The organism is Anaerococcus sp. AH8042_DFU013_CI05, assembly GCF_047936775.1.
GTDB lineage: Bacteria > Bacillota > Clostridia > Tissierellales > Peptoniphilaceae > Anaerococcus.
This window is the reverse complement of record NZ_CP175954.1, coordinates 1,409,446-1,423,097: the sequence shown is the minus strand read 5'-3', so window position 1 is coordinate 1,423,097 and position 13,652 is coordinate 1,409,446. Positions and strand designations below refer to the sequence as shown.

The window sequence follows — 13,652 nt, the reverse complement described above, 5'->3', positions numbered from 1 at the left end:
AGAAGGCTTTTTAAAATTTTATTTTCTCTTACCTACTCTTACTCATCACAAAGCATGCCAAGTTTGAAATATTCATCATACTTTCTAAAGTAAAGCAAGCCACCATCTAGCATATAGACATTTTCAAATCCTAGATTATTTAGCATTTTTATCATATTTGAGCTTTGGATTCCGGTTTCATCGTAAAATAAAACTTTTTTGTCTTTTGGGATTTTTTTGTAGTCTTCTCTTAATTTTTTGCCCTCAATTAGCCTTGCTCCCTTGATGTGGCATTCGTTAAAGGCAGCTTTATTGCGGATATCTACTATGTCATACTCATCTTTTGTATTGCAAAAATCAGAAAATTTTACATGTGGGAGGCGGCCTTTGCAAATATTAATGGCTTGGCTTGCTATTACGTTATTTATATCCTCAGTTGTGGAATAATAAGGTTGGTAGCCTAGTTCTAGATTGTACAAATCAGAAATTGTTCCGCCCATTTTTATAAGTGTGCCGATAACATCTATTCTTTTATCCACTACACCCTTTCCTAGGGCTTGGGCACCATATATTTTGCCGCTTTTCTTTTCAAAAAGTAATTTCATATAGACCATTTCGGAGCTTGGCATTATGCCGACCTTATCGGAGTGGGAAATGAGCGTTACATCGTAATCATAATTAAGTTTTTTAAGAGTATCTTCATTTAAGCCAGTCATGCCAATGTTTAAATCAAAAGATTTTATCAAAAATGTGCCTATATATTTGAGCGGCTCGTCATCATTTCCTAGCAAATGATTAGCTAAGAATTTCGCTTGCCTATGGGCTGGCCATGCTAGTTTTAGATTTTGTTTCTCATTTGTTATAAAATTTGTAATATCAATGGCATCACCAATGGCATAAATATTTGGATCTGTGGTCTGATAGTTGTCATTAGTTACAATAGAGCCTTTTTCTGTGATTTCCAAACCCGCTTCTACTGCTAATTTGTTATTTGCAGTCATGCCAAGGGCAAGGATTATCATATCTGCTTTTACTTTTTTGCCAGATGCAAAAACTACTTCATCATCGCAGATCTCAACTAATTCCTTCTCGCGGATAATATTTACGTCATTTTCCCTGATATTTTCATCAATGAAAGCTGTCAGCTCATCATCTACCATAGATAAAATTTTGCTGCGGGCAAAGATAGAAACATTGGTATCTTCTAGTTCGTTTAAAGCATGGGCTGCTTCTACTGCTATAAATCCGCCACCTGCTACCAAAATATTTTTTGCCCTTGTCTTTTCATAATAGGCTCTGATATTTTCTACATCCATGACATTACGGATGGTAAAAACAAGGTCTTTGTCAGTTCCTTTTATGGATTTTGGAATGTTTGGATGGGCGCCAGGGGCTAGAACGAGGTAATCGTATGTCTCGTTAAATTCTTCACCACATCCCTTATCCAAAACTGTGACGTATTTTTCCTCGCGGTTGATGGCTATTACTTCGTGGTAGTTGTAGGCATCGATATTGTAGCCTTTTTTAAACTTTTCGCTGTCTCTGTGGACTAAAAGAGTGCTATCTTTTATTTCGTAGGACAAATAATAGGGAAGTTCGCAGTTACCAAAACTCATGTCCCTATCTTTTTCAAACATTACTATTTCAATATTTTCATCTAAGCGACGCAAGGACGCTGCCAAAGTGGCACCAGCCGCCACCGCTCCTACTATTACTACTTTCATATGTATATCCTTTGCTATTTTCTCAACGTTTTTTTAATATTTACCCAAATTCCATTTGCAAAAATAACTTATCGTGGTAAACTAAAAATATAAATATTAACTATGACAGGAAAAGTAGTAATTATAAGTATCCACAGAGAGAGGCCGGTGCTGAGATGGTCTTATATGAGTTTTTATGAAAAACCACCCTGGAGTTTTTTAAGAGATTAAAACGTTGGTCGCGTTAAGACTTTAATGAGCACAAATTTTAGGTGGAACCACGGATATAACCCGTCCTTTTATCGGTAACGATAAGGGCGGTTTTTTTGTGGAATAAAAAAGGAGAATTTATGATAAAAATTACATTACCAGATAATTCGGTAAAAGAATATGAAGCTGGCGTAAGTGTTGGCCAAGTTACAAAAGATATTTCTGAGGGACTATATAGACAAGCCCTAGGAGCGGTTGTAAATGGTGTAACACGCGGATATATGGAGCCAATCAATGAAGATAGTGACTTTAGAGTTGTAAAATTTGATGATCCAGAAGGAAAAGAAATATTCTGGCATACATCAAGCCACGTTATGGCTGCAGCAATACAAGCTTTATGGCCAGATACAAAATTTGCCATAGGACCTGCAATTAATGATGGTTTCTACTATGATATGGAACTAGACCACAGATTTGTCCCAGAAGATTTTGCAAAAATTGAGAAAAAAATGCTAGAGATAGCTAAAGCTGACCACAAAATGGAAAGAATCGAAATCTCTCGTGCAGAAGCTTTAAAAATGTTTGAAGAAATGGGTCAAGATTACAAAATCGAACTAATCAACGACCTACCAGAAGATGAGCTAATCACTCTTTACAAAATGGGAGATGCCTTTGTAGACCTATGCCGTGGACCACACCTTGAGTCTACAAAAAAAATTAAGGCAGTAAAACTAAAAACTATAGCAGGTGCCTACTGGAGAGGTGATTCTGACCGTCAAATGCTTCAAAGACTATATGGAATTTCTTTTGAAAAAGCAAAACAACTTGCTGAATGGGAAGAACTACAAAAAGAAATCGAACGCCGTGACCACAGAAAGATCGGTAAAGAAATGGATTTATTTGCTTTCCATGAAGAAGGACCAGGATTCCCATTCTTCCATCCAAACGGCATGGTTTTAATGAACGAACTTCTTGACTGGTGGAGATCAGTTTTAGAAGAACGTGGTTATGGAGAAATCAAAACTCCTTTAATCATGAACGAAGAACTATGGCATAGATCAGGCCACTGGGACCACTACAAAGAAAATATGTACTTTACAAAAATAGATGAAGAAGACTATGCTATAAAACCAATGAACTGCCCAGGATCAGTACTAACATATGCATCAAACCAACATTCATACAGAGATTTACCAATTAGACTTGCAGAATTTGGTCAAGTACACAGACACGAACTATCAGGTACACTTCACGGATTATTTAGAGTAAGAACATTTACCCAAGATGATGCTCACGTTTACTGCTTACCAAGCCAAATCAAAGATGAAGTTTACAAAATGATAGACTTAGCTGACCTATTATACTCAACATTTGGTTTTAAATATTCACTAGAATTATCAACAAGACCAGATGATTTTATGGGAGATATCAAGGATTGGGACTTTGCAGAAGAACAATTAAAAGCAGCTCTAGAAGAACGTGGCATGGACTATGAGTTAAACCCAGGTGATGGTGCATTTTACGGTCCAAAAATCGACTTCCACTTAGAAGATGCAGCAAAAAGAACATGGCAATGTGGTACTATCCAACTAGACTTCCAACTACCACAAAACTTTGATTTAACATACATTGATGAAAATGGTGAAAAACAAAGACCAGTTATGCTTCACAGAGCATTATTAGGATCAGTAGAAAGATTTATCGGTGTACTAACAGAACACTTTGCAGGTAGATTCCCACTATGGATTAACCCAGAACAAGTAGTAATCATCCCAGTATCAGATAAATTCCTAGATACAGCAGAAGGTTTAGAAAAACAAATTAAAGAAGCTGGATTTAGAGTATCTGTAGATAAAAGAAGCGAGGGAGTAGGCTATAAAATCAGACAAGCCCAGCTAATGCGTGCAAATTACATGCTAGTAGTAGGGGAAAAAGAAGAAGAATCAAAACTACTTACAGTTAGAAACAGAGATGGTGAAGAAACACCAGAAGTTTCATTAGAAAACTTAATCGAAAAATTAAGTGAAGAAAGAGATAGCAAATCAGTAAATCCTGCTTTCTAAGCAAAAAATTATGAAAAAAAGCCTGGGAAAACATTCCTAGGCTTTTTTACTTTACCTAGCCACTATTGACATAAATTTGCAAGTCGGGTTTACTGTATAAGCTTAAATATAATCTATAATTATTTTTTAGGGAGATTTTATGGAAGAAATACAGATAACAGAAAATAAACTAGGAACATTACCAATTGATAGACTATTGCTAGAAATGGCAATACCAATGGTTATTTCAATGCTAGTTCAATCAATCTATAATATAGTAGACTCTATGTTTGTAGCAAGGATATCAGAAGATGCACTAACGGCAGTTTCACTTGCCTTTCCAGTGCAAAATATCCTAATTGCTTTTGCAGTAGGTATAGGAGTAGGGGCTTCAGCATTATTATCTAGGTTTTTGGGAGAAAATAATAGAGATAGGGTAGGGTCAGTAGCTATCCACGGAGTAGTAATATCTGCCATCACATATGTAATATTTGCCTTGGTTGGTATATTATTTACAAACTCATTTGCCAACGCCCAAGGACAAAATGCAGCGGTTACAACCTACACTAAAGAATATATGTATATTGTAACTATCTTTAGTATGGGGATATTTTTCCAAGTGCTTGCAGAAAAGTTACTCCAAGCAACATCTCTTACTACTTACTCAATGATTACCCAAATATCAGGAGCAGTCATAAATCTAATACTTGACCCAATATTAATTTTTGGGCTCTTTGGATTTCCAAGGCTTGAAGTAAAAGGAGCTGCCATTGCAACAGTGATTGGCCAAATAGGTGGGACCTTGATAGGTTTTTACTTTAACAAAACTAAAAACCACGATATAAAATTTACATCAAAAAAGTTTAAATTTCATGGGGATATAGTAAAACAAATCTTTTGGATAGGGTTTCCTACTACAGTAATGAATACCATAGGTTCAGTAGTAGTATTTGTCTTAAACCTAATCCTAAGAGACTTTGGAGCAAGTGCTATAGCAGCTTTTGGTGTAATGTTTAAATTTCAGTCCTTTGCATTTTTGCCAGTATTTGGTATATCAAATGCACTAACAACTATAGTTTCCTATAATTATGGAGCAAGAAAAAAAGAAAGAATAAAAGGGTCTATTGGTTTAGCTATAAAAAGCTCTTTTGTTCTAATGACAATATCAGTACTAATAATGTGGATATTCCCAAAACAATTATTAGGATTTTTTAATGCAACAGAATCCATGATAGAAATAGGGGTGCCAATGATGAGAATAGTTTCCCTATCCTACATCACAGCAGTCCCATCTATAGTAGCAGTAGGAGGAGTTTTCCAATCTCTAGGAAACTGGCAAATAGCTATCTTCCAATCATTCTTAAGACAATTAATAATCCTAATTCCAATATTCTACGCCCTAAGCCGTACAGGCAACCTAAATATAGCATGGTGGGCTTTTGTAATAGCAGAATCATTAAATACAGTTTTATGTACATGGATGCTAAGAAAAGAAGTTAGAAATAAGATAGACACCCTAGAACCAGCAAAGACAGTAGCATAAACTACTGTCTTTTTTTTTTTCGGAATAATGCTTAGATTTTTCTATACATAAGTAACAGTTTATAATATTACTTATTTCTAATTATTGAAGAACTCATCTGATAAATTTGCCACCTTACTCCTCTAATAGCTACTCCCATAGTATAAATATTTTCTGGCAAGGATATGCCATTCATAGCATCTCCTATGTGTTGGAGGTGGGCGCCGTTTGCTTTTGCTGCTAAGGCTATTTGTCTGATGGTGTCTTTGTCGGCGGTTTCTTGGCTGGTGCCTATGGCTGACATTATTAGGACTTTTCGGTCTATTTCTTTATCTTTGTTGTAGGATCTGATATAGTCTGCTATTTTCCTTAAATCATTTTCGTTAAAGTGTGGGATGGTGTATGGGGCTGGGACTAGGAGTATGTCGCATCCAGCATGTACAAAATTTTTGGCAATTTCTAAGTCCATTACTGGCCCATCTGTGCCTGCGGCGTGCATTTTGCCGGCTATGATTAGACCATTAAAGTTTTCTTTTGCTTCTTTAATTGCTTTTAATATTGTTTCATTGGTCACTCCTGTGGCAGGATTTCCTGTTAGGCAAATTAAATCTAGGTCGTAGTCATTGGCTTTCTTGTAGTTTTCTATGGTGGCTTTGCGACCTTTTGCTATTTCTTCCTTGCCTTGGGTCATAGGTGCATTTTCATCTACTGGCTCTAGATTTACTCCAAGTGGTCTTGATGTAGCTTTTTTAAGCCAAGCTATGGGGTTTGTTTCTGATTCTGGCACTCCTTCTATTTTTGGATTATCTAAGTCTAGAACATTTAATAGTAAAATATCAGCCCCAAAGGCCTTTTCTATTTCTGCATTTGTTAGTCCATTTACATAAGGCTCAAATGTGACAACTGATTCTGAAACTATGACCCTGCCTTCACTAGCTAGGATTGCTTGTTTTAATTCTAGGGGACTTGCATTTAAAAAGTCTGCCCCTTGAAAATTTAATAGTCTTTTCATTTTTTACTCCTTTGAGTGTTTTTTACCCATATTTGCAAGATGATTATTATTGAAAAACCACTAATAGTGGTATATAGTAAAGGTAAGAGAAGCTACCTCTATCAAAGCCCTTGGCAACAAGGAAAAACTGATGGTAACGGAGTAGTATTACTCGCTAAAAAAGACAGTAGCGGCGAACTACTGTCTTTTTCTTTGCTAGTTTAGTTTTCTGAGTCTATATACTTTGATATTATCAAAAGTATAAGTCCGACTAGCAAGGGGAAAATAAAATTTTCCATTACTGATGGTAACATTTCATATCACCCCCTCTCACCACTTAGTTAAGTGGTTATTTAATTATAGCATAACTTTCCACAAAAAAAATCAGCAAGCCACCCCTGCTGATTTATATTTTTTATTCGTTTATCTACCTAATAGTTTTACAAATTCATCGTGTATTGCTTGAACTTGTGGGCCTATTATAACTTGAACTGCTTTTGGACCTGGTTTGATTAGTCCTGCTACTCCAGCTGCTTTGATTTTTTCTTCATCTACCTTTGCTGGGTCTTTTACTGTTAGACGTAGTCTTGTTGTACAATAGCTGCTTGTATCAACATTTTCTGGGCCGCCTAGTCCTTCTAATATTGTTTTTGCTGTATCGGCGTATGAGCCTTTTACACTTGCGTTTTGTTCTGCACGCTCTTCGTCTGCTGATTTATCAGCTGTTGAGACTCTGCCCTTATCTTCTGTTTTTATTACTGTTGTGTCATTTTTTCTAGCTGATTTTGATGTTCTACCTGGGGTAGCTATATCCCATTTATCAATTAATGTTCTAAAAATTAGATAGTATAGGGCAAAGAATACGACTCCCATTATAATTAAAATCCACATATTTTGTCTCATAGGGTTTTGTGATGATAGGAAGAAGTCTATCAGACCTGCTGAGAATCCAAATCCTGCAAATGCTTGTAATTTTGCTGCTAGGAATACTGAAATACCTGTAAGCACTGCGTGTACAAAGTATAGCTGTGGAGCTGCAAACATAAATGCAAATTCTAGTGGTTCTGTAACTCCTGTAAGGAATGAAGCGAGGGCACCTGCTATCATAAGAGCCTTAATAGTTTTTCTATTTTTTTCATCTGCTCTTTGAGCCATAGCTAGGGCTGCTCCTGGCAGACCAAACATCATAATTGGGAAGAATCCTGCTTGATACATACCTGGATGGTATGTTGCTGTGATTGTGTCTTTAGCATTGTTTAGGAAGTTTGGAATGTCATTTACACCAACAAGGTCAAACCAAAATACTTGGTTTAAAGCATGGTGGAGTCCTGTTGGGATTAATAGTCTATTTGCAAAACCATAAATACCTGCACCTGCTGCCCCAAGACCTAGTAAAAATTCTCCAAATGTAGCTAGAGTTGAGTAAATAACTGGCCATAGGAACATTAAAATAAGTGAGCAAACTAAGGCATAAACGGAAGCCATAATTGGCACAAGTCTTCTACCTGAGAAAAAGGCTAGGAAATCTGGCAAGCGAGTTCCGTGGAATCTATCATAAGCCTTTCCACCTAAAATACCTGATAAGATACCGATTAATACGTTGCCGTTTCCAATTTTATCAAAAGCTGAAAATTGGAAAGGATCAGCTGCTTGCCAAGCTTCCAAATCTATACTTCTAAGCTGGGCAACTGTAGCAGGTGATAACATTTTTGAAAGGGTCAAAAATGCAACTAAACCCGCAAGAGCACTTGCTCCGTGATTTTCTTTGGCAATACCAAATGCAACACCTACTGCAAATAAAATGCCTAGGTTATCTAAGATTGCCCCACCAGCAGAAATTAAAAATGCTGCTATAGGTGATGATGCACCCCATCCATCTGGGTCAATTAAGTAACCAATTCCTAGTAGCAAGGCTGCCAAAGGCATAACCGCAACCGGTTGCATTAGGGATTGACCTAATCTTTGTAGTTTTTCTTTCATAAACTACCCTCCTTAATATTAAATGATACATAAATTGATAAACAAAATCATTTATATCCTTAATATTATCACAAATTGGGGCATATGAAAATGATTTTTGTAGGTGATTAGTGAATTCCTATAAAAAAGTAGTCCATAAACTTAGCTCTGATTTTATACAAAAGCTCAGCCAATATAAATACAGAAAGTACTCCTATAATAGTAATCACTAGAGGACTAGCATCTATCACACTTTTTAGTAAAACATAGATCACTTTATAAGGGTAGAGATAGGCAAAAAATAAATATCTTTGTTTGTTTGTAGCTTGGACATCTGGGCTTTGCTTTAAGATTAAATAGGTAAGTATTATCATTGAGATATAAAAACCCGGATAGTATTTTAGATAATAGTATAAGTAAATCTCTCCTGCAAAGAGTAAAACAGCTAAAACAAAGAGAAAATTATTAAATTTTATCGCTTGTTTGAGTCTAGCACCCATAACAAAAAAGAAAAAATATACTAAAAGATCCTTGTAATAAAAATCAAAAGGCAAAACATTAGTATTATGCATTACATAGTAGAGGATAAGGGCAAATATCCCAAAACCAATAGTCCCTCTGGCCCCAACTATGCGGGATAAAATGAGGTCTATAATAAAAAAGCTAAAAACTACAAATATGACATCATATAAATTTGTAATTACATAAAGTAAGTCCTCAAGTCTTTGTTTTTCAAAAGTTAGCTTAAAGCCACGCATAAAAAATATTAAAAATCCGCTATATAAAATTAGGGGTATGGCCATAAAAAAGACTTTTTTGCTTTCCATAAAGGAAATCAAATATGACAAGTATCCTATCAAATAGCAATTGATAAGCATAAGTAAAACATTGTTACTTATCCCTATATTTGCACCTATAAAGGGTAGGAAAAATGAGAAAATTAGTAATATTAAAGCTGTTAAATCCATTAAATTAATCTTAAAACTTTTCATAATCCTATCTTATCATATTTATTAAAATTGTATAATAGATGGTATAATTAAGATTAAAGAGGAAATTATGGCAAAAACAGCAAAAAAAACAAGAAGAAATATACATAGAAAACCAAATAAACGCAGTCTTTTCATATTCCCTTATGTAATTATGGCTCTTTTGATAATAGGAATTCCCTTTGGTATCTACCAATTTTATATATCAAATGTAAATAGAACTGTAGATGGTCTGGAAAAAGCTATAAAAACTTACGATACAGAATATATGGAAAACAATACTGAAAGACTTCCTATAATATTGGAAGTTTTAAGAACATCATATTCTGATGATGGGGCCAAGCAGGAAGATTTTTACAATAACAATTTCGAAAACCTAGATATAGAAGTCGAAAGTGTTGAAAAACAAAGCCGAGGCAAGGAAGTAAAATTAAAGATATCAAATGTAAATTACATAGATGTCTATGAAAAGATAGAAGATAGTGAGGATGATGAGAAGACCCATGGCGATTATATGGTAGCCTTATCTGATCCAAACCAAGAGCTAAACACAAGAGAAGCAACCATTTTCTTAAATCGAAAGATAAATGGATACGAAATCAACGAATCCCGAGATTTCATAAATGCAATCTTGGGTGGGGCCTTAGAATATGCGCAAGGGTCTGAAAAAACAAGTGACTCTGATAAATCAAGCTCACCTGAAGCAACTGATAGCATAGATGATGCAATAAATAATGATTAACACGGAAAATTCCGTGTTTTTTATTGGCATAAAAATAAAATATAGTTATAATTAATGTATAAAATATAACGGAGCGAGTAATGTTTGAAGATAATTTAACGATTAGGGAAACTAAGAGAGTTCAAAAACATAGGAGTGCAGTCATCCTTGTAGTAGTTTTGATAATGCTTACAACATTGCCAAAACTAGCCTTGGGAGCTGTATTTTTTCCTAGTCTTTTAAATAACGTAGATGTTTATAAAACTCTTATGCCAGCAGATAAGATGATTTTGGGCCTACTATACGGGACGGTTTTAGCCACTGTTTTAATTTACATATTTGCAAAAAAATACCTAAATTATAATGATTTTTCTATGGGTTTAAAAAACCCAGACAGGGTCAAAAATTATTTGAAGGGGGCATTATTTGGTTTTGCTCTAATTACAGGAGTTTTTTTGCAGCTTAAAATCCGCAATTTAGCAGAAATTAACCCAAATTATCAAAATATAAATCCAGGGATTTTTCTTGTTTTTTTTATTGGCTGGGTTTTTCAAGGTTTTAGCGAAGAATTGATGGCAAGATCTGTGCTTATGAATTATTTTGCAGCAGAAAATGGAGTGAAACTAGCAATTATATCTAATAGCCTTATTTTTTCTATAATGCACCTTGGAAATGATGGTTTTGGAGTATTTCCCTTTATAAATATTTTCCTAATGGGAGTCATATTTTCCTTAATGTTTTATGTTTCGGATGACATATTTTTCCCAGCAGCAGCCCATACTTTTTGGAACTTTGCCCAAGGAAATATATACGGCATAAACGTATCAGGCATCAGCCAATCAAATATAAGCCTAATAAAAACCCAACTTGTTGGCAATCCATTCCTAACAGGAGGAGCCTTTGGAGTAGAAGGCGGATTTTTGACATTTTGGATTGAAGTTTTGGCAATTATGCTTTTACTGGTAGCCGTTAATAATAAAAATAAAAGTACAAGTAAAGAATATAAAAGATCTTTCTAAAGAAAAAACTGCTTTGTAGAAATTAGTCTATAAAGCAGTTTTTAATATAAAATAAATAAAGATAGGCTTTTTTAAAAAGCCTACCTTATATAACGCTCCCCGCGTAGGGGCCGTTTAGGGGTGAAGTTTGCGGGTGGTTTGAAACTAGCCCGTCCGGCTAATGGAGGACCCTCCATGGAATGGTCTTGCGAAGCAAGATGCTTTGGAGGGGGTATCGGAACCCCCTTAAAGTGGCCCTCCAAGTGAGCGAAGTAGTAAATCTAGAATCATATGCTACTATGTTATCTGCCTTAAAAAATGAGTAGAATTTTATTCCAGATTAGAAAGCCCAGCTTTCTTAATAAAATAAATAATCAATGACAAAATAACCGCAACCAGAGAAGAAAGCACCATTCCACTTAATTCTATAGATCCAAATTGAATAGAAAGGCCGCTTAGTCCAGCAATAAATATTACAGAAGTCAGTATCAAATTATCACTTTTTGAATAGTCAACATTTTGGTCAACCAAAAGTCTTATACCGCTGGTACCAATCATGCCATAAAGCAAGAATGTAACCCCACCTATAACATTGCCTGGGATTGTAGAAATAAGAGCAGATAGTGGTCCTATAAAGGCCATTAGGATTGAAATCACTGCAGCTGTTGCAATAACTTTTACAGAATAAACTCCAGTGATAGCCATAACTCCGATATTTTCCCCATAAGTTGTAGTTGGTACACCACCTACAAAACCAGAAATAGCTGTAGAAAAGTTATCTGCAAAAATTGATCTGTGAAGACCTGGATCCTTTATCAAATCTTGACCAATAATGTTGCTGGTTACCACTTGATGGCTTATATGCTCCGCTGCAATAACCAAAATAACTGGCAACATAGCAAAGATTGCTTCTGGTGAAAATTTTGCTAATTGAAAATGAGGGATAGTGAAAAAACTAGCTTCACGAACTGGAGTAAGGTCTACTTGACCATTAAAATAAGCTACAATATATCCTACAATAATTGCAATCAAAATTGGAATCGTAGACATAAAACCTTTAAACATTATTGAACCTAAAATAGCAGTCATAAGAGTTACTAGAAATACTATCCAGTCAGATGAAGAAACGGTATCAGTCATAAGATTTGCCCCAATTGTTCCACCAGATACTGTATTTGCTGCAAGCTCAAAACCAATCAGTGCGACAACCGCACCCATAGCAGCAGGTGGGAGAACAACATCTATCCAAGAAGTGCCAAATTTATAAATTATATAAGAAAGTACACAACCCAAAAGGCCAACCACTACAAATGCACCTTGGGCATATTCAAATCCTTGAGACTCTATAATGGCAATACCCGGTGCAAGAAAAGCAAAAGAAGAACCCAAATAAGCCGGAGCCTTGCCCTTAGTTATTAAAATAAAAAGCAAAGTCCCAATCCCATTCATCAAAAGCACAATACCAGGATTGATACCAAATAATATTGGCACTAAAACAGATGCCCCAAACATGGCAAATGTGTGCTGCAATCCAAGAGGGATAAGTAGCTTTCTAGGGACATCATCATTTACATTATAAATTTTCTTATTATCTTCCATCAAAACCTCCTTATTATTTTTCTCCAAATCTTCAATATTTTAAATGAAATAAATAAAATTGTCAAATAAAGTTTTAATTAAACGGACTTTGTAAATTTATATGGATGTATTAATTTTTAAAATTGCACATTTAAATGAAGATATTTCAAATTATTAAAAAAAATATTCTGATATAATATCCTTAAGAAGGAGGGATTATGGATAGAAAAAACGTTATCACAAATCTGGATTTAAAAACTAAGGAAGAAGTATTAGATTTTTTATCTAAAAAAGCATGTGAGTTAAGTATCGCAGGAGATTCTCGAGTGATTAAAGAAGATTTAATTAATAGAGAAGAAGAAATGAGTACCGCTTTAGTAGAGCCTTTAGCAATACCTCATGCAAAAAGTAAAAATGTTTTCAAGAATACAATTATTTTTTTAAGATTAAATAATATGATAGATTGGTCTGAAACAAAAGTAAAAATTATAATAGGAATTTTTAGTAAAAAGGAGGGAGGAGATCACATTGATACTTTGGCTAATCTTTCAAGAAAGTTAATTGATAGAGAATTTATTGAATTTTTGGAAACAGCAAATGTAGAAGAAATATATGAACAACTAAAGGAAGTAGGAGAATAATATGAAAAAATTTGTAGGTTTATGTGCTTGTACAATGGGACTTGCCCATACATTTATGGCTGCAGAATCAATGGAGAATGAAGCAAAAAAAAGAGGATACGAAACAAAAGTTGAAACACAAGGTTCAGATGGTATACAAAATGAATTAACTGCAGAAGATATTGCTAACGCTGATATTATTTTACTCTCAACTGCTATTACACCTCAGAACATGGAAAGGTTTGAGGGATATGAAATTTATGAAGTTTCTTTAGCAGAGGCTATTAAAGATATAGAAACTGTATTTAATGATATTGAAGAGGATTTAGGTATAAACTAG

Annotated in this window: 12 protein-coding genes; 7 read left to right on the top strand and 5 right to left on the bottom strand. The window is 34.8% G+C overall.

From position 1 onward, the window contains the following. Positions 1–38: 38 nt before the first annotated feature. Positions 39–1,703: an FAD-dependent oxidoreductase gene (locus ACKRLN_RS07370; protein ID WP_416334738.1), complete on the bottom strand. Its 1,665-nt coding sequence runs from the start codon at positions 1,701–1,703 to the stop codon at positions 39–41. 329 nt (positions 1,704–2,032) lie between these two features. Between ACKRLN_RS07370 and thrS the strand changes: the two genes are divergently transcribed. Both thrS and ACKRLN_RS07360 read left to right on the top strand, forming a co-directional pair. Next, positions 2,033–3,955: a threonine--tRNA ligase gene (gene thrS, locus ACKRLN_RS07365; protein WP_296142162.1), complete on the top strand. Its 1,923-nt coding sequence runs from the start codon at positions 2,033–2,035 to the stop codon at positions 3,953–3,955. 139 nt (positions 3,956–4,094) lie between these two features. Continuing rightward, complete coding sequence (locus ACKRLN_RS07360) at positions 4,095–5,477, top strand: MATE family efflux transporter (protein ID WP_203128031.1); 1,383 nt, start codon at positions 4,095–4,097, stop codon at positions 5,475–5,477. 67 nt (positions 5,478–5,544) lie between these two features. Here the strand turns inward: ACKRLN_RS07360 and ACKRLN_RS07355 are convergent, their stop codons facing one another. Next, positions 5,545–6,468, bottom strand: coding sequence for a haloacid dehalogenase-like hydrolase (locus ACKRLN_RS07355; protein WP_416334737.1), 924 nt, complete (start codon positions 6,466–6,468; stop codon positions 5,545–5,547). A 39-nt stretch (positions 6,469–6,507) separates the two neighbouring features. Here ACKRLN_RS07355 and ACKRLN_RS07350 point away from each other — a divergent pair, with 39 nt between their 5' ends. Next, entirely contained in the window at positions 6,508–6,672 is a 165-nt protein-coding gene (locus tag ACKRLN_RS07350) for a hypothetical protein (protein ID WP_416334736.1), read from the top strand. Positions 6,673–6,870: 198 nt separating this feature from the next. On the opposite strand, the gene nagE is transcribed toward ACKRLN_RS07350, so the two are convergent. Both nagE and ACKRLN_RS07340 read right to left on the bottom strand, forming a co-directional pair. After that, the gene (nagE, locus tag ACKRLN_RS07345) at positions 6,871–8,427 is read right to left on the bottom strand and encodes an N-acetylglucosamine-specific PTS transporter subunit IIBC (RefSeq protein ID WP_416334735.1); all 1,557 of its coding nucleotides are present in this window, start codon (positions 8,425–8,427) and stop codon (positions 6,871–6,873) included. Between the two features lie 107 nt (positions 8,428–8,534). Next, positions 8,535–9,398, bottom strand: a complete 864-nt coding sequence (locus ACKRLN_RS07340; protein ID WP_416334734.1) for a hypothetical protein — start codon at positions 9,396–9,398, stop codon at positions 8,535–8,537. Between the two features lie 67 nt (positions 9,399–9,465). Here ACKRLN_RS07340 and ACKRLN_RS07335 point away from each other — a divergent pair, with 67 nt between their 5' ends. Together ACKRLN_RS07335 and ACKRLN_RS07330 are read left to right on the top strand one after the other, a co-directional pair. Then, the gene (locus tag ACKRLN_RS07335; protein ID WP_296142154.1) at positions 9,466–10,137 is read left to right on the top strand and encodes a hypothetical protein; all 672 of its coding nucleotides are present in this window, start codon (positions 9,466–9,468) and stop codon (positions 10,135–10,137) included. 80 nt (positions 10,138–10,217) lie between these two features. Further along, on the top strand, positions 10,218–11,135 hold the full coding sequence (locus tag ACKRLN_RS07330) for a CPBP family intramembrane glutamic endopeptidase (RefSeq protein WP_416334733.1): 918 nt from the start codon (positions 10,218–10,220) through the stop codon (positions 11,133–11,135). Positions 11,136–11,444: 309 nt separating this feature from the next. Here the strand turns inward: ACKRLN_RS07330 and uraA are convergent, their stop codons facing one another. After that, positions 11,445–12,713 (bottom strand): uracil permease, encoded by a 1,269-nt coding sequence (gene uraA / locus ACKRLN_RS07325; protein WP_295883801.1) that lies wholly within the window; start codon positions 12,711–12,713, stop codon positions 11,445–11,447. A gap of 197 nt (positions 12,714–12,910) precedes the next feature. On the opposite strand from uraA, the gene ACKRLN_RS07320 reads away from it, so the two are divergent. Next, positions 12,911–13,333: a PTS sugar transporter subunit IIA gene (locus tag ACKRLN_RS07320; RefSeq protein ID WP_295883804.1), complete on the top strand. Its 423-nt coding sequence runs from the start codon at positions 12,911–12,913 to the stop codon at positions 13,331–13,333. Position 13,334: 1 nt separating this feature from the next. After that, entirely contained in the window at positions 13,335–13,652 is a 318-nt protein-coding gene (locus ACKRLN_RS07315; RefSeq protein ID WP_203128010.1) for a PTS fructose transporter subunit IIB, read from the top strand.

Coding starts and splice junctions, on each gene's coding strand:
- ACKRLN_RS07370 (WP_416334738.1), bottom strand. CDS start 1,703: ATGAAAGTAGTAATAGTAGGAGCGGTGGCGGCTGGTGCCACTTTGGCA.
- thrS (WP_296142162.1), top strand. CDS start 2,033: ATGATAAAAATTACATTACCAGATAATTCGGTAAAAGAATATGAAGCT.
- ACKRLN_RS07360 (WP_203128031.1), top strand. CDS start 4,095: ATGGAAGAAATACAGATAACAGAAAATAAACTAGGAACATTACCAATT.
- ACKRLN_RS07355 (WP_416334737.1), bottom strand. CDS start 6,468: ATGAAAAGACTATTAAATTTTCAAGGGGCAGACTTTTTAAATGCAAGT.
- ACKRLN_RS07350 (WP_416334736.1), top strand. CDS start 6,508: ATGATTATTATTGAAAAACCACTAATAGTGGTATATAGTAAAGGTAAG.
- nagE (WP_416334735.1), bottom strand. CDS start 8,427: ATGAAAGAAAAACTACAAAGATTAGGTCAATCCCTAATGCAACCGGTT.
- ACKRLN_RS07340 (WP_416334734.1), bottom strand. CDS start 9,398: ATGAAAAGTTTTAAGATTAATTTAATGGATTTAACAGCTTTAATATTA.
- ACKRLN_RS07335 (WP_296142154.1), top strand. CDS start 9,466: ATGGCAAAAACAGCAAAAAAAACAAGAAGAAATATACATAGAAAACCA.
- ACKRLN_RS07330 (WP_416334733.1), top strand. CDS start 10,218: ATGTTTGAAGATAATTTAACGATTAGGGAAACTAAGAGAGTTCAAAAA.
- uraA (WP_295883801.1), bottom strand. CDS start 12,713: ATGGAAGATAATAAGAAAATTTATAATGTAAATGATGATGTCCCTAGA.
- ACKRLN_RS07320 (WP_295883804.1), top strand. CDS start 12,911: ATGGATAGAAAAAACGTTATCACAAATCTGGATTTAAAAACTAAGGAA.
- ACKRLN_RS07315 (WP_203128010.1), top strand. CDS start 13,335: ATGAAAAAATTTGTAGGTTTATGTGCTTGTACAATGGGACTTGCCCAT.